Below are 23907 nucleotides of genomic sequence, written 5' to 3'. Positions count from 1 at the left end.
CCATGGGGCACGGGATCGCGGCATTGTAGGGCAGGCGCGATCACCGGCGACACTCAGATATCCCAGGCGACCTTCAATCCCTCGTAAATCGCCTCTTCCACCGTACGAGGCGCCAGGCAGTCGCCGATGCGACGAAACTCCACCAAGCCTTCCAGCTCACTGCCCAAGTCATCCACCGGCTGGTGCCCCTGGCACAGCACCAGGGTGTCCACCTCTTCGAAGAGCATCGGTTCGCCACAGGCGGCATGCGTCATGTACACGGTGTTGTCGTCGCAGCCGTAGAGGCGCGCATAGGGAGTGATCGGAATCCCCAACTTGTGCAGCTCTCCGGCCATCTGGTCGCGCACGTAAAGGGGCAGGCTCTCGCCGCAATGGGTACCGCTCACCGCCAGGCGCACCTGGTGGCCGTTGCGTGTCAGCCGTTCGGCGATGCCGGGAGCGATCCAGTCGCCGCGCCAGTCGGTAACCAGAACCGAACGGCCCAGTTGCACCTCGTCACGCAGGACCTGCCAGGCGTCGACCACCTGCAGTTCGCCGCCACGCTCGAAGGGTGGCCAGTAGGGTTTCGCGCCGGTGGCGAGGATCACCAGGTCGGGGCGCTCCCGCTCCACCAGGGCACGGTCGACGCGGACATTGCGCTGCACGTGCACGCCAGCCAGTTCCATCTCCCGTTGCAGGTTGGTGGCCGCCCCGCCGAACTCCGCGCGGCGCGGCAGCAATTGGGCCAGCAACACTTGCCCACCGAGTTGGTTGGCCGCCTCGAAGAGGGTCACCTCATGACCACGCTGGGCAGCCACGGCGGCGGCCTTCATTCCCGCCGGCCCTCCGCCCACCACCATCACGCGCTTGCGCGCCGTGGCAGGGCTGGGTTCTCCATAGGTCAGTTCTCGACCAGTTTCCGGGTGCTGGATACAGGAGATGGGATAGCCACGGTGGAAGTGGCCGATGCAGGCCTGGTTGCAGGCGATGCAGGCGCGCACATCCTCGCTGCGGCCATTGGCAGCCTTGTTCGGCATTTGCGGATCGCAGATCAGTGCGCGGGTCATGCCGCAGACATCCGCCTGGCCGCGGGCGAGGATGCTTTCGGCTTCCTGGGGCTGGTTGATCCGCCCGGTGACGAACAGCGGGATGTCCAGGCGTGACTTGAAGGTCCCGGCGGTGGAAGCCAGGTAGGCCGCTTCGATGGCCATGGGCGGCACGATATGGATGGCGCCCCCGATGGAGGCGGAAGTGCCGGCCACCAGGTGCAGGTAGTCGAGTTGCCCTTGCAGGGCGAGAGCGGCGCTCAGGGATTCGTTCTCTGTCAGGCCTTCCGGGTCGCGTTCGTCGGCGGAGATTCGCATCCCGACGATGAAGTCGTCCGGGCAGTTGGCGCGCACGGCCTGTATCACTTCGCGGACGAAGCGCAGGCGGGCGTCCAGATCGCCGTTGTAACCGTCTTCCCGGCGGTTCACGCGCGGGTTGAGGAACTGCGCGGGCAGGTAGCCGTGGCTGGCGACGATCTCCACACCGTCCAGGCCGGCCGCGCAGAGTCGGCGGGCGGCTGCGCCGTAGCCGGCGACGATCTCGTCGATCATTCGCTGGTCCAGGGCTCGCGGCATTACGCGGAAGCGCTCGTTGGGCGAAGCCGACGCGGACCAGGCCACCGTCAGCAGGCCATCGCTGGACTCCATGATTTCCCGGCCCGGATGGAAGACCTGGGAGAGCACCACCGTGCCTTCGGCATGGCAGGCGTCGGCCAGGCGGCGATAGCCCTCGATGCAGGCATCGTCGGTGGCCATCAGCACATGGGAGGTGTAGCGCGCGCTGTCATGCACCCCGGCCACCTGCAGAACGATCAGACCGACTCCGCCCCTGGCGCGAGCACGGTGGTAGGCGACGAGCTGGTCGTTGACCAGGTTGTCGGCGGGCATCGAGGTGTCGTGTCCGCTGGACATGATCCGGTTCTTCAGGCGTTTGCCGCGGATTTCCAGGGGCTCGAAAAGGTGCGGGAAGGTAGCGCTGGACATGGAGGCTCCTGAGGGCCTGGGGCCCGCTTGTTCTTGTGGAGCCATGGAAATTTACCTTCAGTAAAAAATCAACTTGTTTTTTTACTTTGCCCTGGCTTAGCTTCGAGTCAGCCCGACACGGGCAGGCTTCATGACAACAACAAGAGGAGAAGCACCATGCGGCAGTCTTTCGTCCCTCACCTGAGCAACCGTTCACATCCTTGTTCCGTTACTGCTTCCAGCCACGCGGGCCGTCTGCTCGCCGGCTTGGTGCTCGCTTGTAGCCTGGGAAGCGCCCAGGCAGCTGACACCATGGTGGTGGTGGGCTACGGCGGGGCAGGGCAGAAAGCCCTGAGTGACGCCTTCTTCAAGCCCTTCGCCAAGGCCAGCGGAGCGCCGCTGACGGAGGGCGAATACAACGGCGAGATGGCGCGTATCAAGGTGATGGCCGATACCGGCAGCGTCGACTGGGACCTGGTGGAGATCGAGGCGCCTGACCTGGTGCGTGGCTGCGAGGAAGGCATGTTCGAGCGCCTGGACTGGCAGCGCATCGGCGGTGCCGACCAGTTGATCGCCGATGCAGCCCAGGAATGTGGCTCGGCCACCATGGTCTGGAGCGTGGCGCTGGCCTATGACGCCGGCAAGCTGGCGGACGCGCCGAAGTCCTGGGCGGACTTCTGGGATGTGCAGCGCTTCCCCGGCAAGCGCGGACTGCGCAAGCGGGCGGTGTACAACCTGGAATTCGCGCTGCTGGCCGATGGCGTCAAGCGCGAGGAAGTCTACAAGGTGCTAGCTACGCCGGCCGGGGTGGAACGGGCCTTTGCCAAGCTGGATCAGCTCAAGCCCCATATCCAGTGGTGGGAGGCGGGAGCCCAGCCCGTGCAATGGCTGGCGGCCGGTGACGTGGCCATGACTTCGGTCTATAGCGGGCGCATCGCCGCGGCTCATCAGGAAGGCAACAAGTTCGCCGTGGTGTGGCCGGATAGCCTCTATGGCATGGACTACTGGGCGATCATCAAAGGCTCGAAACATGTCGACCGCGCCCACCAGTTGATCGCCTTCATCAACAAGGCCGATAACCAGGCCGACTATGTCAAACGGATTCCCTACGGGCCGGTCAACCAGCAGACCTTCGAGCGTCTCGACCCGGCGCTGACCGGCTGGCTGCCCAGCGCGCCGCAGAACATGGCGCAGGCCTTGCCGATGGACGTGGAGTTCTGGACAGACCACGGCGAAGACCTTGAGCAGCGCTTCAACGCCTGGGCGGCCAAATAACCGACCCTACGACTGGCGGCGCTCCGACAATCCAATGAAAAAGCCCGGCATTCATGCCGGGCTTTTTCGTGTGGAGCGGAACTCAGTACTCCGGGTCGCCTTTCAGGCTGGCTTCTGCTGCCTTGGCCAGATCCGGCGGGAGGAAGTCCTTGTCCGGGTTGTAGTCGGGCTTGAGGAATGCGGCCAGCGCTTCCAGGTCGCCCGGACTCAGGGTGCCGGCAGCCTGCTTCAGACGCAGGTTGTCGAGGATGTAGTCATAGCGCGCGTTGTTGTAGTCGCGTACCGAGCTGTACAGCTGGCGCTGGGCGTCGAGCACGTCGACGATATTGCGGGTACCCACCTGGTAGCCGATCTCGGTGGCTTCCAGGGCGCTCTGGTTGGAGATGATCGACTGCTTGCGCGCTTTCACCTGTTCCACGTCGGTGTTCACCGCGCGGTGGAAGTTGCGGGTGTTCTGCACAATGTTGCGGCGCAGGCTTTCACGCTGCTGCTCGGTCTGGTTCAGGCGCTGATAGGACTCGCGCACTTGCGAGCTGGTCAGGCCGCCGCTGTAGATCGGGATGTTCAGCTGCAGGCCGATGCTGCGTTGCTCCACGTCGCCACTGAACGGATCCTGGCCGGGCAGGGTGGAACCGTTATTGCTGAAGCCGAGGCTGTCGTTGTCGCCCTTCTGGTAGCTGGCCACCGCATCCAGGGTCGGCGCGTGGCCGGCCTTGCGCTGGCGCAGGGTTTCTTCGGCGGCGTCGACGGCGTAGTTGGCGGCCTGCAGATTGAGGTTCTGCTGGGCAGCGGTGTCGACCCACGCCTTCGCATCGTTGGGCGCGGGCACCACGACCGGCAGGGTGTGGCGAATGCCCTCGATGGAGGGGTACTCGCGGTTGGTCAGGGTCACCAGCGCCTGGAAGGCGTCTTCCACGTTGCGCTCGGCGATTATCCGGTTGGCACGGGAGGTGTCATAACCGGCCTGGGCTTCCAGTACGTCGGTCTTGTCCGAAAGGCCCACATCGAAGCGTTCGTTGGCCTGGTCGAGCTGGCGCTTGAACGCCGCTTCCTCGGCCTTGGTCGAGGCCAGGTTGTCCTGGGCGCGCAGCACGGAGAAGTAGGTTTCCGCAGTCTGCAGGATCAGATTCTGCTGCGTCGCGGAGAAGTCCAGCGAGGCCTGCTCGGTGAGGGATTCCGCGGCCTTCAGCTGGAACCAGCGGTCGGCCCGGAAAATCGGTTGGCTCAGGGTCGCCTGGTAGGCGATGCCGCTGCGCGAAAAGGTGTTGGAGGGGTCGTCCAGCTTGGTCCGGGTGTCGTTGGACGTGGCGCCGCCGTTTATCTGCGGCAGCAGGCCGGAACGAGCCTGGGGTACGGCCTCGCGTTGCGCTTCGTAGTTGGCGCGGGAAGCGGCGAGGTCAGCGTTGTTGTCGACGGCGTCCTTGTAGACGGTCACGAGGTCCGTCTTGGCTGACAGGGGGGCATCTACGGCCCAGGCGGTTCCGGCAAAGGCGGAAGCCACGGCGATGGCCAGCGAGAGTCTGCGCAGCATGATCAATCCTGGATACTGAGGTGTCGGGCAAGGCTACGGGGGCGCTGGGGGCGGGTCAAGACGCCCTGGCGGCGGCCTCAGTGTAGTTTGCGACAAGCTATGTTGCCTGCCTGCAACAATCCTTTCCGGTTGAGGTACTTGCGTCACTTGTCGACGCGCCGGTCACATTATTCTGACCACCGGGTTGGTTTTCTCGGGTGAGCTTGTTTAGACTGCGCGAGTTCTTGTCGGGGTGCCTCGAATCGGAGGCTGAGATCGGAGAGTTCCGGATCCCGTTGAACCTGATCAGGTTAAAGCCTGCGTAGGGAACAAGATGTGCCTCCCCATCCCGCATTCCGGGAGGCCCCTCTCGGCACCAGTCCCGGTGCACTCTCTTTCAGGTTCGCTCCGACATCATCCCAGGAGCCAGCCCGATGACCGCAAAACAACAAAAGAACCTGAGCGAGAGCGCCCAGGTCGACCAGCAATCCATCCAGCCTTTCCCACGTTCGCAGAAAGTCTATGTGCAGGGCTCCCGTCCGGATATCCGCGTGCCCATGCGCGAAATCAGCCTGGATGTGACGCCCACCGCCTTCGGTGGCGAGATCAACGCCCCGGTCACTGTCTATGACACGTCTGGCCCGTACACCGACCCGAGCATCAGCATCGATGTGCGCAAGGGCTTGGCCGACGTGCGTTCGCCCTGGATCGAAGACCGCAACGACACCGAGCGCCTGCCGGGCCTGACCTCCGAGTTCGGCCAGCGTCGTCTCGCCGATGCTGAGCTGTCGGCCATGCGTTTTGCCCATGTGCGCAACCCGCGTCGCGCCAAGGCCGGCCGCAACGTCACCCAGATGCACTACGCGAAGCAGGGCATCATCACGCCCGAGATGGAATACGTCGCCATCCGCGAGAACATGAAACTGGCCGAGGCACGCGCCGCCGGCCTGCTCAAGGAGCAGCATCCGGGACAGAGCTTCGGCGCCAGCATCCCGAAGGAAATCACCCCGGAGTTCGTCCGCGAGGAAATCGCCCGCGGCCGCGCCATCATTCCGGCGAACATCAACCACGTGGAACTGGAGCCGATGATCATCGGCCGTAACTTCCTGGTGAAGATCAACGGCAACATCGGCAACTCGGCACTGGGTTCGTCCATCGAAGAAGAAGTGGCCAAGCTGACCTGGGGCATCCGCTGGGGTTCGGACACCGTGATGGACCTGTCCACCGGCAAGCACATCCATGAAACCCGCGAGTGGATCATCCGCAACTCGCCGGTACCGATCGGCACCGTGCCGGTCTACCAGGCCCTGGAGAAGGTGGGCGGCATCGCCGAGGACCTGAACTGGGAGCTGTTCCGCGACACCCTGATCGAACAGGCCGAGCAGGGCGTGGACTACTTCACCATCCACGCCGGCGTACTGCTGCGCTATGTGCCGCTGACCGCCAAGCGCGTGACCGGCATCGTTTCGCGCGGCGGCTCGATCATGGCCAAGTGGTGCCTGGCGCACCACAAGGAGAACTTCCTCTACACCCACTTCGAGGAAATCTGCGAAATCATGAAGGCCTACGACGTCAGCTTCTCGCTGGGCGATGGCCTGCGTCCGGGCTCCATTGCCGATGCCAACGACGCCGCCCAGTTCGGTGAGCTGGAAACCCTCGGCGAGCTGACCAAGATCGCCTGGAAGCACGATGTGCAGACCATGATCGAGGGCCCCGGCCACGTGCCGATGCACCTGATCAAGGAAAACATGGACAAGCAGCTGGAGTGCTGCGACGAGGCGCCGTTCTACACCCTCGGCCCGCTGACCACCGACATCGCCCCCGGCTACGACCACATCACCTCCGGCATCGGCGCCGCGATGATCGGCTGGTTCGGTTGCGCCATGCTCTGCTACGTGACCCCGAAGGAGCACCTGGGCCTGCCGAACAAGGATGACGTGAAGACCGGCATCATCACCTACAAGATCGCCGCCCACGCGGCCGACCTGGCCAAGGGGCATCCGGGCGCGCAGATCCGCGACAACGCCTTGTCCAAGGCTCGCTTCGAGTTCCGCTGGGAAGACCAGTTCAACCTCGGCCTGGACCCGGACACCGCGCGGTCCTTCCACGACGAAACCCTGCCGAAGGATTCGGCCAAGGTGGCGCACTTCTGCTCCATGTGCGGACCGAAGTTCTGCTCCATGAAAATCACCCAGGAAGTGCGTGACTACGCCAAGGAAAATGGCCTGACCGACGAACAGAAGGCCATCGAGGCCGGCTTCGCCGAGCAGTCCGGGCGCTTCAAGGACGAGGGATCGGTGATCTACAAGCAAGTGTGAGCGTCAGCTCTGGAACGATGAACAGGCACTGACCTGTCATCCCCACGCTGGAAGCCGGGCCTCGTGCCCGGCTTTCCGGTTTGTGGCCAATTCATAACTACAGTCCATCAGGGCAACTGCCAACGTGAACACCCCGACCAGCTACTCGCCGTCCATCCCGGTCGCCTTCGACCAGCGCGTTCTCGGCACGCGCGATCTGTTTTCCCTCTGGTTCTCCCTCGGCCTTGGCCTGATGGTGCTGCAGACCGGCGCGCTCCTGGCGCCGGGGCTCGGTGCCAGTGACGCGCTGCTGGCCATTTTCCTCGGCACCGGCGTCGGCGTGCTGCTGCTGGGTGCGGCCGCGATGATCGGAAGCGATACCGGCCTGGCCTCCATGGCGGCGATGAAGCTCAGCCTCGGCTCGGCGGGCGCGACCCTGCCGGCCTTCCTCAACCTGCTGCAACTCGTGGGTTGGGGCGCCTTCGAAATCATCGTGATGCGCGACGCGGCCAGCGTCCTGATCACTCGTGGCCTGGGCGAGGACGGCCTGTGGGCTTCCCCCACCCTCTGGACCCTGGTGTTCGGCGCCCTGGCCACTTTGCTCGCGGTCGCCGGTCCGCTCGCCTTCGTACGCCGCATCCTGCGCCGCTGGGGCATCTGGCTGCTGCTGGGCGCCTGTGTCTGGCTGACCTGGGACCTGTTCAACCGCGCTGATTTCTCGGCACTGATGGCGCGGGCCGGCGACGGTTCTATGAGCTTCGCCCTGGGCTTCGATATCGCCATCGCCATGCCGCTGTCCTGGCTGCCGCTGATCGCCGACTACTCGCGCTTCGGCCGTCGTGGTGGTGGCGTCTTCGCCGGTTCGGCGCTGGGCTTCTTCATCGGTTGCCTGTGGCTGATGGGCCTGGGCGTGGCCTACACCCTGGCGTTCGCCGAGGGCGCCGATGCCAACGCACTGCTGCTGGCCCTGGCCGGCGCGGGCATGGGGATACCGCTGCTGCTGATCCTGCTGGACGAGTCGGAAAAGGCCTTTGCCGATATCCACTCGGCGGCCGTGTCCAGCGGCATCCTGCTGCCGCTGAAGGTCGAGCAGCTGGCGCTCGCCATTGGCCTGCTCTGCACCCTGATCGCCTGGTTCGCGCCGCTGGCGGAGTACCAGAACTTCCTGCTGCTGATCGGCTCGGTATTCGCGCCGTTGTTCGGTGTGGTGCTGGTGGATCACTTCATCCTGCGCCGCCGCCGCGCCGAACTGGCGCCGCGCGTGGCATTGCGCTGGGACACGCTGGTGGCCTGGGGCTGCGGTGTCGCGATCTACCACCTGCTGGCCAATCGTTGGCCGGAGCTGGGTGCAACCCTGCCAGCCCTGCTGGCAGCCGGCGGGTTGCAATTGCTGCTGGGACGCTTCAGCCGCGTCCGGGGAAATACTGGGGCTTCAGTATTCCGTTGAGCTGCGGGTAGGGGATGCGAATCTCCGGGTGCCCGCTGGAGTAGGGCGCGATGCTGTACACGTCGTACTTGAGCAGCATCGCACCGTAGCCAAGGCCCACATTGGCGGTGCGTTCGAACGGCCAGGTCTCGATGAAGTCGGGGTCCTGGTCGAACTTGTTGGCCGCCAGCCAGCGCAGGTGGGCCTGTTCGGCGACTTGCCAGAAGGCTTCTTCCTGGCCAGGAAGCAACATGTCGCCAAGGCTCAGCGGCTTCTCCAGCTTGCGGTCGTAGTTGATGAAACCGCGCCCGGGCATGCCATGGGCGCCACCGGTGAAGAGGTAGCTGGACAGCTCCACCAGCACGAGCTTGTCGTGCTGTTCCAGCACCTTGGCTTGCAGGTAGCTGCTCCAGCCCGGTTCGGCGCTGGCGAGAAAGTCCTTTTCGTAGGATTCGAGCGACGCCGGAAGCGGCTCGCCGGGGCCGTTCTGGGTCATCTTCAGCAATCGCTGGTTGATCAGCGAATTGAGCTGCGGCTCATCGGCGAAGCTGATGGTGTCGATGTTCACCAGCGGACAGGCTTCACCCTGGCAGCCGGGCTTCAGGTGTTCCCAGGCGTGGCGCTGCGGTTCCAGTTTGGCGCTGCCGCCGGGCAGCATCTGGCAGGCACTGAGCAGTACGCCGAGGCTGGCAGCGGCGAGGAGTCGGGCGAGGGGCATCGGCTTCATCATTGAGGGGCGGATTCCGAAAAAGTGCAGGCTTCGACTGCCACCGGGGCCATGAGTTCGCGTTTCCCGGGCAGCTTTTCGCCGCGCATCTTCCCAGTCCGTGCCCCGTCTGCAAAGAGGCTGCAGCCTGCTCGACCAAGGGGTAGGATGCGCGAATCGAAGCCTTCCGCAGCAGTGAGACCCTCCCATGACTGAAACCTTCAAGCCGGGCCCCGACGCTGTCGAGATCGTCGAACGAGAAACCTGTTTCCAGGGTTTCTACCGCCTGGACCGCCTGAGCCTGCGCCATCGCTTGTTCTCCGGCGACATGGGACCGGTCATCCATCGGGAACTCTTCGTCCGTCACGATGCTGTCTGCGTGCTGCCCTATGATCCGCAACGGGATGCGGTGGTGCTGATCGAACAATTCCGCGTCGGTGCCTTCGGCAAGAGCGAAAGCCCGTGGCTGCTGGAGCTGGTGGCGGGGTTGATCGACAAGGACGAGGAGCCGGAAGAGGTCGCCCGTCGGGAAGCGGTCGAAGAAGCTGATCTGCAGTTGACTTCGCTGTGGCCGATCACCACCTACTATCCTTCACCAGGGGGCTCCAACGAGCGTGTGCACCTGTACCTCGGACGTTGCGACAGTAACGGCGCGGGCGGCGTACACGGGCTGGCGGAGGAGGGCGAAGATATCCGCGTGCATGTACTGCCGCTGGAAGACGCCCTGGCCCTGATGCGTGAAGGGCGGCTGGACAATGCCGCGAGTATGCTGGCCCTGCAGTGGCTGGCGCTGAATCGTGCTGAAGTCAGGGGGTTGTGGACGTGAATCTGTTGCGCGATCGCTACCGGGTCGATCTCATCGGGCTGCAAGCAGCCTGTGAGGCGAACTACGCGCGCCTGATGCGTCTGCTTCCGCAGATGCGTGAGGTGCGGGGTTCCCGACGCGTCGCGCTGAGCCAGGGCGAGCGCCTGCTCGGTGTTTTGGCCCTGGAAGTGGTCGAAGCCTGCCCCTATACCACCACGCTGCAAGTGCGCCAGGAGCACAGCCTGCCCTGGCTGCCGTCGCCGCAGCTGGAAGTGCGCGTCTACCATGACGCGCGCATGGCGGAAGTGGTCGGTGCCGAGAATGCACGGCGATTCCGCAGCGTGTATTCCTATCCCAACGCCGACATGCACCAGCCTGATGAGAAGAGTCAGCTCAATCTCTTCCTCGGTGAGTGGCTGAGCCATTGCCTGGCTTGTGGCCACGAGCTGGAACCGGTCGTCCTCTAAACTCGCGAAACGCCCCGCGATCGACGGGCTCCCGCAGGTCCCGCTTTGGTCTGCAAGCGCCTGCGACTGGTCGGCCAGGTCGATCCGCAGCCGCTAACTGTGAACCATTCCCGATTCGCGGGTTTACCCATTGCGCGCGCAACAACCATAATCGGAACATCTTGCCCGAGGAGAAGGCCTTGCCCAATCCAGTCCCCCCTGCCGCTGACGAGTCGGTGCTGCTGGTGCAGCTGTCCGACAGCCACCTGTTCGCCGAGGCGGACGGCAAGCTGCTGGGCATGGAAACCCGCGACAGCTTGCAGCGGGTGATCGATCAGGTGCTCCGGGAGCAGCCGCGCATCGACCTGGTACTGGCTACGGGCGACTTGTCCCAGGACGGCTCGGTCGAATCCTACGAAGCATTCCGGGATCTGACCGCGGTCATTCCTGCGCCTGCCCGCTGGTTCCCGGGCAATCACGATGAAGTTCCGGTGATGCGTGATGTGTGCGCTGGCACCGCCGAGCTGGAACCCGTCGTCGACTTCCCCCATTGGCGTCTGGTTTTGCTGGATTCCACCATTGCCGGCGCGGTGCCCGGACATTTCCCCGCCGAGCAGTTGGCATTTCTGGAAAGCGCCCTCGAAGGAGCCGGCGAGCGCCATGTGCTGGTCAGCTTCCATCATCATCCGGTGCCCATCGGCTGCACCTGGATGGACCCGATCGGCGTGCGCAACCCCGACAGCCTGTTCGCCGTGCTGGATCGTTATCCACAGGTGCGGGCGCTGCTCTGGGGCCACGTTCACCAGGAGTTCGACCAGGTCCGCAATGGCGTACGCTTGCTGGCGTCGCCCTCCACCTGCGTGCAGTTCGCGCCAGGCAGCGAGGATTTCTGCGTGGGTAACGAGGCACCGGGGTATCGCTGGTTGCGCCTGACCCGTGATGGTCGCGTGGAAACCGGCGTTTCGAGGGTCACCGGGATCACCTTCGAAGTGGACTACAGCATCAAGGGTTATTGACCTTCGCGCCGCGGCACGGCAAGAAGTACAACTTTCCCTCGATCTGCCAGGAAACCGCGTGTCCAGCTCGCACCCCAGCCTCCTTTATATACACGGCTTCAACAGCTCGCCGGCGTCGCTCAAGGCGCGCCAGCTCGACGCGCTCATGCAGCGCCTCGGCCTGGCCGAACGCCTGCGGGTTCCGGCCCTGCACCATCATCCGCGCCTGGCCATCGGCCAGCTCGAAGACGCCATCGCCGAGCTGGGGCGCCCGGTGCTGGTCGGCAGCTCCCTGGGCGGCTACTATGCGACCCACCTGGCCGAACGCCACGGCCTGAAGGCCGTGCTGATCAACCCTGCGGTCGCCCCGCATCGGTTGTTCGACGGCCAGCTTGGCCCACAGAAGAACTATTACAGCGACGAAATCTGGGAGCTGACGCTGGAGCATGTGATGGCGCTGGCCGAACTGGAAGTGCCGCCCCCACAGGACCCGGCCCGTTACCAGGTGTGGTTGCAGACGGCCGATGAAACCCTCGATTACCGCCAGGCTGAGCGCTACTACCGCGCCTGCGCCTTGCGTATCGAAGCGGGCGGCGACCACGGTTTCCAGAACTTCCCTGCCCATCTGCCCGCCTTGCTGGCCTTTGCCGGCTTTCCCGCGCAGCTGTGGCGTGACATCGACTTTTCCGACCTCTGACTGAAAGGGAATCCATGGCTACTTACAACGCGGATGCCATCGAAGTCCTCTCCGGCCTCGACCCGGTGCGCAAGCGCCCGGGCATGTACACCGACACCTCCCGACCCAACCACCTGGCCCAGGAAGTCATCGACAACAGTGTGGACGAGGCCCTGGCGGGCCACGCCCGGAGCGTGCAGGTGATCCTCCATGAGGACAACTCGCTGCAGGTCATCGACGATGGCCGTGGTATGCCGGTGGATATCCACCCTGAAGAAGGGGTGCCCGGCGTCGAACTGATCCTCACCAAGCTGCACGCCGGCGGCAAGTTCTCCAACAAGAACTACCAGTTCTCCGGTGGCCTCCATGGCGTGGGCATCTCGGTGGTGAACGCCCTGTCCACCCGCGTCGAAGTGCGGGTGAAGCGCGAGGGCAGCGAATACATGATGACCTTCGCCGATGGCTTCAAGGCCAGCGAGCTGGACGTCATCGGCAGTGTCGGCAAGCGCAACACCGGTACCAGCGTGCATTTCTGGCCGGATGCCAAGTATTTCGACTCCCACAAATTCTCCGTCAGCCGCCTCAAGCATGTGCTCAAGGCCAAGGCCGTCCTTTGCCCGGGTCTTTCCGTCACCTTCGAAGACAAGGCCAGCGGCGAGCGCGTCGAATGGCATTACGAAGATGGCCTGCGCTCCTACCTGGTGGATGCCGTCAGCGAGTTCGAGCGACTGCCGAGCGAGCCCTTCTGCGGCAGCCTGGCGGGCAACAAGGAGGCGGTGGACTGGGCGCTGCTCTGGCTGCCCGAAGGTGGCGACAGCGTCCAGGAAAGCTACGTCAACCTGATCCCGACCGCTCAGGGCGGCACCCATGTCAACGGCCTGCGCCAGGGCTTGCTGGACGCCATGCGCGAGTTCTGCGAGTTCCGCAACCTGCTGCCGCGCGGCGTCAAGCTGGCGCCCGAAGACGTGTGGGAGCGCATCGCTTTCGTCCTCTCGATGAAAATGCAGGAGCCGCAGTTCTCCGGCCAGACCAAGGAGCGCCTGTCCTCCCGTGAGGCGGCGGCCTTCGTCTCCGGCGTCGTCAAGGATGCCTTCAGCCTCTGGCTCAACGAGCACCCGGACCTGGGCATGCAGTTGGCGGAGCTGGCGATCAGCAATGCCGGCCGCCGTCTCAAGGCGGGCAAGAAGGTCGAGCGCAAGAAGATCACCCAGGGTCCGGCGCTGCCCGGCAAGCTGGCGGACTGCGCGGGCCAGGACCCGATGCGCTCCGAACTCTTCCTGGTGGAAGGTGATTCCGCCGGTGGTTCGGCCAAGCAGGCGCGTGACAAGGAATTCCAGGCGATCATGCCGCTGCGAGGCAAGATCCTGAACACCTGGGAAGTGGACGGCGGCGAAGTGCTGGCCTCCCAGGAAGTGCATGACATCGCCGTCGCCATCGGCGTCGATCCTGGCGCGACCGATCTCAGCCAGCTGCGCTATGGCAAGGTCTGCATCCTTGCTGACGCCGACTCCGACGGCCTGCACATCGCCACGCTGCTGTGCGCGCTGTTCGTGCGCCACTTCCGCCAGCTGGTGGAAGCCGGGCACGTCTATGTGGCGATGCCGCCGCTGTTCCGCATCGACCTGGGCAAGGAGATCTACTACGCCCTGGACGAAGCCGAGCGCGATGGCATTCTTGATCGCCTGGTGGCCGAGAAGAAGCGTGGCAAACCGCAGGTCACACGATTCAAGGGCCTGGGCGAGATGAACCCGCCGCAGCTGCGCGAAACCACCATGGACCCGAACACGCGTCGCCTGGTCCAACTGACCCTCGAGGACGCGGAAGGCACGCTGGAAGTCATGGACATGCTGCTGGCGAAGAAGCGCGCCGGTGATCGCAAGTCCTGGCTGGAATCCAAGGGCAACCTGGCCGAGGTCATGGCGTGAGGGGAGTCTTTTTCCTCCTCGGCCTGTTGTCCTGTGCACCGCTCTGGGCCGCCGACGATCCGAAGCAATTGAGGCTGGCCTTCGAATACCCGGTAGAAGGCATGCGCCAGGGCAACCTTTCAGGGCTGGCCCGCTGCGGTGACGACCTGGTAGCGGTCTCCGATCGGGTGGATAGCCAGATTTACCGGCTCAAACCCATCGGTGGCGTACTCCAGGCCGAAGCCGAGACCTTCCATGCGCCGCCACCTCCACAGAGCAGCCTGCCCTGGGGGGTGCGCGCCCGTTCCTGGGTCATCAGCCTGCTGCGCGGCAACGACCTGGATTTCGAAGGCATCAGCTGCGATGCCGTCGGCAATCGCTACCTGGTGAGCGAGGCCAATGCGGCGGTTCTGCAGTTGCCAGTGTCCGGTGAACCCAGCTGGATGCTGCTGCCGGACAACCTGATCCGTCAGGCCCGCGCCAGTGGCATGCTGCTGCACTTCAATGCCTTGCTTGAAGGCATTGCCGTCGATCCCAAGGGCGAGCGCCTCTGGCTGGCCGCCGAACGCGAGCGCCGGGGCCTGATGGTGGTCCACAAGCAGCAGTCCACCTGGAATTGCACCGGCGGCTGCGTGATCTTGAGCGAGGGGGGTACCGAGCGTCCGCCGGCCCCCATCGGCAGTGAGCAACAGATGCCGCGGGATTTCTCCGACGTCGCCTTCCACGAAGAGAAACTCTTCACCCTGGAGCGCCTGGCGCATCAGGTCTGCCGGCGCAAGCTGAACAATGGCGAAGTCGAGCGTTGCTGGTCCTTCGCCGAGGAAGCACTGGCCGATACCCGCCGATACGGTGTGCCTTTCGGGGTGGCCGAGGGCCTGTGGATAGATGCCGAAGGGGCCTGGATCGGCCTCGACAACGGCGGCAAGGCCCGCGGCGACGGCGAACGACGCCCCATCGTCTGGCGCTTCACCGCGCCGCAGGGCGGCTGGAGCGCGAAATGACCACGCAGACGCCGGGCAAACGTGTGGGAAGGGTCATGCTGGTGCTCGCCTGGGGCATCGGCCTGATCCTGGCCACGCGTTACTTCGGCCTCTGGGAAGACCGCCAACTCAATCCCAATCGTGCGCCCGAGTCGGTGCAGGGCGACGGTTATGTGGAAGTGCGCCTGGCCAGCAGCCGCCAGGGGCATTACCTGCTCGACGGCCGTATCGACGGCCAGGGCGTGACCTTCCTGCTCGATACCGGCGCCACCCAGGTGGCCGTACCGGCACGGCTGGCTGAACGCCTTGGGCTGAAACCCGGCGCGGCGGTCACCCTGAGCACCGCCAATGGCCGAGTCACCGGCCACCGTACCCAGTTGCAGGACCTGCGCCTAGGAGACATCCGCCTGACCCAGGTGCCGGCGATCATCGTGCCGGGCATGGACGGCGAAGAGGTGCTGCTTGGCATGAGCGCCCTCAAACAACTCGAATTCACCCAGCGCGACGGCACCCTGGTGCTGCGCCAAGTCACTTCTCCGTGAGGCACGCATGAGCGAATCCCTCGATCTGAGCCTGGAAGGCGTTGAGCGCCGCTCCCTGGCCGACTTCACCGAACAGGCCTACCTCAACTATTCCATGTACGTGATCATGGACCGTGCCCTGCCGCATATCGGCGACGGTCTGAAGCCCGTACAGCGCCGCATCATCTACGCGATGAGCGAACTGGGCCTGGACGCCGACTCCAAGCACAAGAAGTCCGCGCGTACCGTTGGTGACGTGCTCGGCAAGTTCCACCCCCATGGCGACTCCGCCTGCTATGAAGCGATGGTGCTGATGGCCCAGCCCTTCAGCTACCGCTATACGCTGGTCGACGGCCAGGGCAACTGGGGTGCGCCGGACGATCCGAAGTCCTTCGCCGCCATGCGTTACACCGAAGCGCGTCTGTCGCGCTATTCGGAAGTACTGCTGTCCGAACTGGGGCAGGGCACGGTGGATTGGGTGCCGAACTTCGACGGCACCCTGAATGAACCCGCGACCCTGCCGGCGCGTTTGCCCAACCTGCTGCTCAACGGCACCACCGGCATTGCCGTGGGCATGGCCACCGACGTACCTCCGCACAACCTGCGGGAAGTCGCCGCCGCCTGCGTGCGCCTGTTGGACGAGCCGAGCGCCACTGTGGAGCAGCTCTGCGAACACATTCTCGGCCCGGACTTCCCCACCGAGGCCGAGGTGATCACTCCCCGTGCCGAACTGCTGAAGATCTACGAATCCGGTCGTGGCTCGGTGCGCATGCGTGCCGTGTATCGTGTGGAGGACGGCGATATCGTCGTCACCGCGCTGCCGCACCAGGTCTCGGGCTCCAAGGTGCTCGAGCAGATCGCCGGTCAGATGCAGGCCAAGAAGCTGCCGATGGTGGCTGACCTGCGTGACGAATCGGACCACGAGAACCCGACCCGCATCGTGATCATTCCGCGTTCCAACCGAGTGGACGCCGACGAGCTGATGCAGCACCTGTTCGCCACCACCGACCTGGAATCCAGCTATCGGGTCAACACCAACGTCATCGGTCTGGACGGCAAGCCGCAGGTCAAGGACCTGCGCACCCTGCTCAGTGAATGGCTGACCTATCGCATCGGCACGGTGCGCCGTCGCCTGCAGTTCCGCCTGGACAAGGTAGAGAAGCGCCTGCACCTGTTGGACGGTTTGCTGGTCGCCTTCCTCAACCTGGACGAAGTGATTCACATCATCCGCACCGAAGACCAGCCCAAGCCGGTGCTGATGGCGCGCTTCGAACTCAGCGAAATCCAGGCGGACTACATCCTCGACACCCGCCTGCGTCAGCTGGCGCGCCTCGAGGAAATGAAGATTCGTGGCGAGCAGGATGAATTGCTGAAAGAGCAGAAGAAGCTGCTGGCCCTGCTGGGTAGCGATACCAAGCTGAAAAAGCTGGTGCGCGACGAGCTGATCAAGGATGCCGAAACCTACGGCGACGACCGTCGTTCGCCGATAGTCGCCCGCGCCGAAGCCCGCGCCTTGTCGGAAACCGAGCTGATGCCCACCGAGCCGGTGACCGTCGTGTTGTCCGAAAAGGGCTGGGTGCGCTGCGCCAAAGGCCACGATATCGATGCCACCGGCCTGTCCTACAAGGCGGGTGACGGATTCAAGGCGGCCGCCCCCGGACGTTCGAACCAATATGCGGTGTTCATCGACTCCACAGGTCGCAGCTACTCGCTGGCGGCCCATTCGCTGCCCTCGGCACGTGGCCAGGGCGAGCCGCTCACCGGCCGCCTGACACCGCCTCCGGGCGCCAGCTTCGACTGCGTGATGTTGCCAGAAGACGATGCCACCTATGTCATCGCCTCGGATGCCGGTTACGGCTTCGTGGTAAAAGGTGCGGACCTGCAAGCCAAGAACAAGGCCGGCAAGGCCCTGCTCAGCCTGCCCAATGGGGCCAAGGTGGTTGCTCCACGGCCCGTGCAGAGCGTCGAAGAAGACTGGTTGGCGGCGGTGACCACCGAAGGTCGTCTGCTGCTGTTCAAGGTGGCCGACCTGCCTCAGCTGGCCAAGGGCAAGGGCAACAAGATCATCGGTATACCCGGCGATCGCGTGGCCAGCCGCGAGGAATACCTCACCGACCTGGCGGTTCTGCCGGCCGGTGCAACCCTGGTCCTCCAGGCTGGCAAGCGCACCCTTTCACTCAAGGCGGATGATCTTGAGCACTACAAGGGCGAGCGTGGACGCCGTGGCAACAAGCTGCCGCGTGGCTTCCAGCGGGTCGATGCCCTGCAGGTGGAACCGCTGGCCTGACACTGACGGCTGCGAATTGACGTGGGGCTCTGGAGTCCTGCGTCACATTGACGGATGATATGTCCCCTCGCCATTCACTGATGATGGCCAAGACGAATGAATTCGACTGCAGGCTGCCCACAAGGCGGCCGTGGGTGAGATTGATGACTTTGCGTTTCCCCGTGGCATTGATGCTGGTGAGCCTGCTTGGGCTTACTGGCTGCGTACATAGCCCCCCTATTCCGATGTTCCAGCTGGACGCGGGCACCCCGGAGGTGCCCTCCAAGAAGGCTGGGATGCAAGTTCTGCTCGGTCCGGTGACCGTGGCCGACTATCTTCAGCGCGAAACCCTCCTGCAGCGCCAGGCCGACGGCACCCTGACCGCCGCACCGGATGGTCGCTGGGCCGGCAGTCTGGCAGCGGATATCGATCAGGTACTGCTGCGTCAGCTGTCCTGGCGTCTGGACAGCCAGCGCCTGGTGCTGGCGCCGGGCAATCCTGGTTTCACACCTGAAGTGCAGGTCCTGCTGACCATCAGCCGACTGGACTCGGGTCCGCAACGCCCGGCTGTGCTGGAAGCCCAATGGCGCCTGCTGGATCGTGCCGGTCAGCTGCGTGACAGCCGCCTGGTGCGCCTGGAAGAGGCCCATGCCGGTACCGCTGCCGACCAGGTGCGCGCGCAGAGCAAATTGCTGCAACAACTGGCCGAGCAGCTGGCTGCTGCGGTCAAACCCCTGGAAGGCCAGCCGGTCGTTGTCGAGGCGCCGCGCAAACCTGCAGCGCCAGCCCCGGCAAAGGCCAAGGAACCGCAGCCGCCGAAGATTCCCATGGCGGCTCCGGTGCGCACGGATGTGGAAGTGTTCCGCTTCTGATCGCTGGATTGTGAAAAGCCCGCTCAATGCGGGCTTTTTGCTGTCTGATCGTCCGGTTTTCCTGAGTCCGCTGAGCTGACGCCCCGCACCCTTGCTATCTGTAGGAGCGAGCTCTGCTCGCGAAGCGTTGTTCACTCTGGAAAGTCAGGGCATCGGCTACAAAAAAGCCCGCATCAAGCGGGCTTTTTCGTCATTCGTGCATTCAATGTGCGCGGGCTTCATGCATACGTGCCAGTTGGCGCTCAAGCAGCGAGGGATAGGGTTCCAGCAGGCGTTCGACGCAGCAGGCACCTTCCGGGCTGGTGATGGCGCGGATGCGCGCGCGCTGACGGACCAGTTCGTCGTCGGCGATGGCGCGCTCCACCAGCAGCAGGTTGCGGCTGTGCTGGCTCAGTGCCAGGGCGCTCTGGGTAGTGTCGTTGAGCAGGAGGTCGCCCTGGCCGAGGCTGGAAAGGTCTTCGCCCAGGGTAAGACCCAGTTGCAGTTGCAGGGTGATGCCGCTGTCGGCGACCTCGATCTGCAGGGCGTGGCCAAGGGCGCGCATGAGCTCGCCGCAGCAGAGGGCGTGGGTGAGGTAGTCCTCGCCGCCGTCCTGGCTGTGGAACAGCATCAGGCTGCTGCCGTCGTTCAGGGTCAGCAACTGGCCGTGATAAAGGCGGGCGGCCTGGTCGAGGCAGTCGCGATAGCGTTGCAGCAGGTCCATCAAGCGCGTGCGCGGCAGGCGGCGCAACTGGTCCTGTGCACCCAGCTGGATGGCCAGGACGGCACTGTTCTGGGGCTCTTGCTCTGCGACTGGGGCGGGGGCCAGGGTCGGCTCGGCCGATTCCTCGCGCAGCTCGGAGAACGGGTCTTCGTCATCCGGGGTGAACAGCTTGCTCGGCGTTTCGTCTTCGCCGTCGAAGCTGTCGTCACGCAGGTCGCGGACTTCGAAGTGATCCTGTTCGTCGTGCTCGTCCTGCTCGTCTTGCTCTTCGTCCAGGTAGTCTTCGTCGGCCTCGGCAAAGTCCATTTCGGGGATGGACTCCAGCTCCGGCTCGGGTTCCGGCTTTTCCGGTACGAGGCGGGCTTGCAGCTGGCGGGCGAGATCACCGATTTCATCCTGGCGGCCGGCCCCCGGCGCGGGATCGTCGGGGTCACGAAGCCACACCCGCAGTTGCAGCAGCGGCGTGGAGATATGGCGGCCGAGGCGCAGGCTCAGGGACAGGGTTAACGCCAGCAGGATCAGGCTGAGCAGCCCCATGCTCTGCAGGCTGATGGTCATGGGCTGCTGGAACTGCTCCATGTCCAGGCTCAGGCGCAGGTGGCCGGCAATCACTTCCTGGAAGGTGATGGGGGTGGAATACAGGCCCTCGGTCTCGCCCAGCAGGCCCTGCTTGGGGCGTGAACCGGCCTCTGCGAGGATGCGGTTGTCCACGCTGTAGATGGCAGCGTGGGCCACCAGCGGGTTCTTCACCAGGTTATTCAGCAGCACGTTGAGGCTGAGGATGTCGTTGGACACCAGCAGCTCCGTGGCGGATGCGGCGGTCTGCGCCGTCAGGCTCTGGCCCAGGGCGTCGGCCTGCTGCTGCATGGCCTGCTTGAACTGCATGCCCATGACCCAGGCGTAGATCACCAGCGCCAGCGCCACCAGGAGCAGGCTGTGGCTGGCGATGCGCAGGGCGATCGGCACGCGGCGCTGGCGCAGGGCGTGGAAGATCAACAGGAAGAAATTGTCGGGTTTGACAGGCGTGGGCCGGTTCACAGAGCGCGGCTCTTCTCGGACGAAATTGTGGCGCAGTATAGCGAGCGCCCCTTGCAGGGCAAAGCGCCGGGCATGCTACGAGTGCTGCGAAAGTGGGTAGAATGTGCGCCTTTTCATGCGTTGAGTGAGGTGCGCCTTGCGCGAAATTGTCCTGATCAACATCACTGGCGAGGACCGCCCCGGCCTGACCGCGGCCATTACCGGTGCTCTGGCCCAGGGCGGCGTGAATATCCTGGATATCGGCCAGGCGGTGATCCACGACACCTTGTCGTTCGGCATCCTGGTGGAAATCCCGGATAACGCCGAGGCCTCGGCCGTGCTGAAGGACGTGCTGTTCACCGCCTACAAGCTGGACCAGCAGGTGCGTTTCACCCCGGTTCCCGAAGCGGATTACCAGCAGTGGGTCGATGGCCAGGGCAAGAGCCGCTATATCGTCACCCTGCTGACCCGCAAGGTCACCGCGGAGCAGCTGCAGCGAGTGAGCTCGATCACCGCCAAGTACGGCCTCAACATCGATCACATCGACCGTCTGTCGGGTCGCATGCCGCTGGATACGCCTGCTGACCAAGGCAAGGGCTGCATCGAGTTCTCCGTTCGCGGCGAGCCGGCGGACCCCGTGGCCCTGCGCGCCGAATTCCTCAGCGTGGCCCAGGAGCTGAATGTCGACATCGCCTTCCAGCGCGACTCGCTGTTCCGCCGCAACCGCCGCCTGGCCGTGTTCGACATGGATTCGACCCTGATCGAGGCCGAGGTGATCGACGAACTCGCCAAGGCCGCTGGCGTGGGCGAGCAGGTCGCCGAGATCACCGAGCGTGCCATGCGTGGCGAGCTGGACTTCCGCGCCAGCTTCAAGGAACGCCTGGGGCTGCTCAAGGGGCTGTCCGAGGACGTGCTGGAAGAAATAGGTGCTTCCCTGCGCCTGACCGAAGGGGCGGAAACCCTGTTCGCCGAGCTCAAGCGCCTGGGCTACAAGACTGCAATCCTCTCCGGCGGCTTCAGCTATTTCGCCAAGCAACTGCAGGAAAAGCTCGGGATCGACTACGTATTCGCCAACGAACTGCAGATCGTCGACGGCAAGCTGACCGGCGTGGCCATCGAGCCGATCGTCGACGCCCAGCGCAAGGCTGATCTGCTGCGCGAGCTGGCGCAGAAGGAAGGCTTGCGTCTGGAGCAGACGATCGCCGTCGGCGATGGCGCCAACGACCTGCCGATGCTGGGGCTGGCGGGACTGGGCGTGGCCTTCCGTGCCAAGCCCCTGGTCAAGCAGTCGGCCAAGCAGGCCATCTCCACCCTCGGCCTGGACGGCATCCTTTATCTGCTCGGTTTCCGCGACCGCGACGGCAAGGACTGATCGTCCAGCTGGACATGAAAAAGCCGCCTTCGGGCGGCTTTTTCGTTGCAGGCGGGTTACTCGTCGCCGGACGAGAAGTCGTAGTCCATCGCCTGGCTGGGCCCTTGCAGGTAATAGCCCTGGATGTAATTGACGCCGGCCTGCCAGAGGGTCGCCAGCACGCTGGCGGTCTCGACGAAGGGCACGATGGTCAGCTTGGCCTGGGCATGCAGACTGGCCAGCAAGGTCTTGAGGACTTCCTGGTTCTCGGCGCGGCTGAGGTCCTGGGTGAAGGAACCGTCCACTTTCACGAAGTCGATGGAGAGATGCTTGAGGGTGTTGAACGGGTTGAGGGCACAGCCGAATTGGCTGAGCGCCACTTGGCAGTGCAGCTCGGCGAGACCCTGGGTCAGCGCCTTGGCTTGTTTCAGGTAGGCGATGGCATCCGGTTCGCTGAACTGGAAGATCAGCGCGTCGGACGGCAGTCGCGCCGCTTTCAGTGCCACGCTGAGCCAGGGCAGCAGGGTCTGGTCCTGCAGGCTTGCGCCCGAGAGATGAACGAAGAGCCGCGTGTTGTGACCCTTGGTGCGGTGCTCGGCGAGCAACTTGATGGAATTGAGGATCACCCAGCGGTCGATCTTCTCGGCCAGGCCGGCGTCCTTCGCCGCATCGAGGAAGTCAACTGGCGGTACTTCCGCGCCTTGCGGGTTGAGCAGGCGCAGCAGAACTTCGTAGTGCTCGAAACTGTCACCGCGCAGGCTGATGATCGGCTGGAACAGCAGTCGGAAGCTGTTGTTCTCCAGGGCCTGCTGGACCATGGCCACGAGGCTGCCCCGGTTGGCCGCCGCCGCGAGCTCATCGGCAGGGTTGTAAAGCTTGAGACCGTTCGCGTCGCCCAGCTCGTCGGCACAGCGGTGGGCGCGGTCCACCACGTCCTGGGCCTTCGGCGTAGTTTCACTGAGACCGGCAACGCCGATGCACAGGTTGAGCTGCACGGTACGGCTGCTGACGTCGAACAGATGGATGTCGATCTTCTTCAGCAGGCCGTGCAGTCCTTCTGCCGCCTGTTCTGGCGAGATTCCCTGCTGCAGGACACTGAAGACGTCGTCGCCATAGCGGGCGAGTTGCGCATCGCCGGCGAAGTGGGCGCGCAGCAGGTTGGCGAGATCCGTGAGCAGCAGGTCGACGCCGGCGATGCCGATTTCGGCCAGCAGGCTGGAATAGCGTGCGACGCGGATGTACGCGAGGCTCGATGGCTGGCTGGCCTTGACTGCGCGTTCGGCAGCGGCGTCGAGCATCTCGTTGAAGTGGGAGCGGTTGAACAGGCCGGTGACCAGGTCCTGGCTGCTGATCTCGCGAAGCTTCTCTTCCAGTTCGGTGCTGTCGGTTTCGGCGCGGATCACCACCTGGATACACGGCTCGCCATCGTAGGTGGCGGGGGAGAAGTTCATGCGCGCCTGGAAGCTCTGGCCGTCGACCTTGCAGCCGTTGCAGGTGAGCTCGCCACTGCCTTCGCCTTCTCGATAATTCTTCAGGAAGTCCTTGAATCCGGCCTGGTCGGCGCCAGCGATCAGGTCGATCATCGGCATGCCTTCGAGTTCGTCGCCGTCGTCGTAGCCGAACATCTCCACGTAGGCGCGGTTGGCATAGATGTGCATGCCGTCGTGAACGTAGGCGATGGCGTCGACCGAGCTGTCCAGCAGCAACTGGCAGCGTTTTTCCGCTTCCCGCAGGCTGACCTCGGCGGCGCGACGGGCGCGGCGTTGCTCGAGGTTGGCCAGCTCGCGGTTGGCCACCAGTACCAGCCGTTCATCCTCGCCTTGGGGCAGGGCGTCCTGCGCACCCAGGGCCAGGGCCTCGGTGATGAGGTCGGAGTCGTTGTCCTGCACCAGTTGGATGAAGGGGATGTCCTTGGACTGGCGTCGAATGCTGCCGAGGGCTTCGCCGGGGCTCAGGTGCTCGCTGCTTGGCGCGGCAATCAGGAGGTCCCAGCTCTGCTGCAGAGCTTCATTGAGATCGTCGGCGGAAACGATGCGATGGACTCGCGTCGCGCGACCGGCGTTGCGGAACAAGCTGACCAGGCGCTCGGCTTCGTTCTGCGAGTCTTCCAGGATCAGCAGACGGATCGTTTTCTTTTCGATGGCCATGGCCTGTGCTTAGCGCCGAACG

The 23907-nt window shown here is 64.4% G+C and carries 18 protein-coding genes and 1 riboswitch; of the genes, 13 read left to right on the top strand and 5 right to left on the bottom strand.

Annotated features, from left to right (window positions below; all coding sequences use genetic code 11):
* Positions 1-53 precede the first annotated feature (53 nt).
* Positions 54-2009, bottom strand: a complete 1956-nt coding sequence (locus DM872_RS28020) for an oxidoreductase (protein WP_179062457.1) — start codon at positions 2007-2009, stop codon at positions 54-56.
* A 156-nt stretch (positions 2010-2165) separates the two neighbouring features.
* Here DM872_RS28020 and DM872_RS28015 point away from each other — a divergent pair, with 156 nt between their 5' ends.
* Positions 2166-3263, top strand: a complete 1098-nt coding sequence (locus DM872_RS28015; protein WP_256873496.1) for an ABC transporter substrate-binding protein — start codon at positions 2166-2168, stop codon at positions 3261-3263.
* A gap of 82 nt (positions 3264-3345) precedes the next feature.
* On the opposite strand, the gene DM872_RS28010 is transcribed toward DM872_RS28015, so the two are convergent.
* The gene (locus tag DM872_RS28010) at positions 3346-4794 is read right to left on the bottom strand and encodes a TolC family outer membrane protein (RefSeq protein WP_179062456.1); all 1449 of its coding nucleotides are present in this window, start codon (positions 4792-4794) and stop codon (positions 3346-3348) included.
* A gap of 218 nt (positions 4795-5012) precedes the next feature.
* Positions 5013-5119, top strand: a riboswitch (TPP riboswitch).
* Between the two features lie 88 nt (positions 5120-5207).
* On the opposite strand from DM872_RS28010, the gene thiC reads away from it, so the two are divergent.
* Both thiC and cytX read left to right on the top strand, forming a co-directional pair.
* Positions 5208-7091, top strand: a complete 1884-nt coding sequence (gene thiC, locus DM872_RS28005; RefSeq protein WP_179062455.1) for a phosphomethylpyrimidine synthase ThiC — start codon at positions 5208-5210, stop codon at positions 7089-7091.
* Between the two features lie 124 nt (positions 7092-7215).
* The gene (gene cytX / locus DM872_RS28000) at positions 7216-8517 is read left to right on the top strand and encodes a putative hydroxymethylpyrimidine transporter CytX (RefSeq protein WP_179062454.1); all 1302 of its coding nucleotides are present in this window, start codon (positions 7216-7218) and stop codon (positions 8515-8517) included.
* On the opposite strand, the gene DM872_RS27995 is transcribed toward cytX, so the two are convergent.
* Positions 8474-9214 (bottom strand): DUF3298 and DUF4163 domain-containing protein, encoded by a 741-nt coding sequence (locus DM872_RS27995; RefSeq protein ID WP_179062453.1) that lies wholly within the window; start codon positions 9212-9214, stop codon positions 8474-8476. The two genes, cytX and DM872_RS27995, sit on opposite strands and share 44 nt — an antisense overlap.
* 196 nt (positions 9215-9410) lie before the next feature.
* On the opposite strand from DM872_RS27995, the gene DM872_RS27990 reads away from it, so the two are divergent.
* From DM872_RS27990 to DM872_RS27950, 9 genes are all read left to right on the top strand, one after another.
* Positions 9411-10028, top strand: coding sequence for an NUDIX domain-containing protein (locus DM872_RS27990; protein WP_179062452.1), 618 nt, complete (start codon positions 9411-9413; stop codon positions 10026-10028).
* Positions 10019-10474 carry a DUF1249 domain-containing protein gene (locus DM872_RS27985; RefSeq protein ID WP_044870743.1) on the top strand — a complete coding sequence of 152 codons (456 nt, stop codon included), beginning with the start codon at positions 10019-10021 and terminating at the stop codon, positions 10472-10474. The genes DM872_RS27990 and DM872_RS27985 overlap by 10 nt, the downstream gene beginning before the upstream one ends.
* Before the next feature lie 179 nt (positions 10475-10653).
* Positions 10654-11469, top strand: coding sequence for a 3',5'-cyclic-AMP phosphodiesterase (gene cpdA, locus DM872_RS27980; RefSeq protein ID WP_179062451.1), 816 nt, complete (start codon positions 10654-10656; stop codon positions 11467-11469).
* Positions 11393-12145: a YqiA/YcfP family alpha/beta fold hydrolase gene (locus DM872_RS27975; protein WP_179062450.1), complete on the top strand. Its 753-nt coding sequence runs from the start codon at positions 11393-11395 to the stop codon at positions 12143-12145. Before cpdA ends, DM872_RS27975 begins: the two co-directional genes overlap by 77 nt.
* 14 nt (positions 12146-12159) lie before the next feature.
* Positions 12160-14049: a DNA topoisomerase IV subunit B gene (gene parE / locus DM872_RS27970; protein WP_077523774.1), complete on the top strand. Its 1890-nt coding sequence runs from the start codon at positions 12160-12162 to the stop codon at positions 14047-14049.
* Positions 14046-15029 carry an esterase-like activity of phytase family protein gene (locus DM872_RS27965; RefSeq protein ID WP_179062449.1) on the top strand — a complete coding sequence of 328 codons (984 nt, stop codon included), beginning with the start codon at positions 14046-14048 and terminating at the stop codon, positions 15027-15029. Before parE ends, DM872_RS27965 begins: the two co-directional genes overlap by 4 nt.
* Positions 15026-15550 carry a retropepsin-like aspartic protease family protein gene (locus tag DM872_RS27960; RefSeq protein ID WP_179062448.1) on the top strand — a complete coding sequence of 175 codons (525 nt, stop codon included), beginning with the start codon at positions 15026-15028 and terminating at the stop codon, positions 15548-15550. Before DM872_RS27965 ends, DM872_RS27960 begins: the two co-directional genes overlap by 4 nt.
* 7 nt (positions 15551-15557) lie before the next feature.
* Positions 15558-17816, top strand: a complete 2259-nt coding sequence (gene parC / locus DM872_RS27955; protein ID WP_179062447.1) for a DNA topoisomerase IV subunit A — start codon at positions 15558-15560, stop codon at positions 17814-17816.
* Between the two features lie 140 nt (positions 17817-17956).
* Entirely contained in the window at positions 17957-18667 is a 711-nt protein-coding gene (locus DM872_RS27950; protein WP_179062564.1) for a PqiC family protein, read from the top strand.
* Between the two features lie 202 nt (positions 18668-18869).
* On the opposite strand, the gene DM872_RS27945 is transcribed toward DM872_RS27950, so the two are convergent.
* Complete coding sequence (locus DM872_RS27945; protein WP_179062446.1) at positions 18870-20408, bottom strand: AhpA/YtjB family protein; 1539 nt, start codon at positions 20406-20408, stop codon at positions 18870-18872.
* 136 nt (positions 20409-20544) lie between these two features.
* On the opposite strand from DM872_RS27945, the gene serB reads away from it, so the two are divergent.
* Positions 20545-21759 (top strand): phosphoserine phosphatase SerB, encoded by a 1215-nt coding sequence (gene serB / locus DM872_RS27940; RefSeq protein WP_179062445.1) that lies wholly within the window; start codon positions 20545-20547, stop codon positions 21757-21759.
* Between the two features lie 56 nt (positions 21760-21815).
* Here serB and DM872_RS27935 read toward each other — a convergent pair whose 3' ends face one another.
* Complete coding sequence (locus DM872_RS27935; protein WP_179062444.1) at positions 21816-23885, bottom strand: EAL domain-containing response regulator; 2070 nt, start codon at positions 23883-23885, stop codon at positions 21816-21818.
* Positions 23886-23907 lie beyond the last annotated feature (22 nt).

It is taken from the genome of Pseudomonas taiwanensis, from assembly GCF_013393345.1.
Lineage (GTDB): Bacteria > Pseudomonadota > Gammaproteobacteria > Pseudomonadales > Pseudomonadaceae > Metapseudomonas > Metapseudomonas resinovorans_C.
The sequence above is the reverse complement of the archived record's forward strand: the minus strand, read 5'-3'. Positions and strand labels throughout refer to the sequence as shown.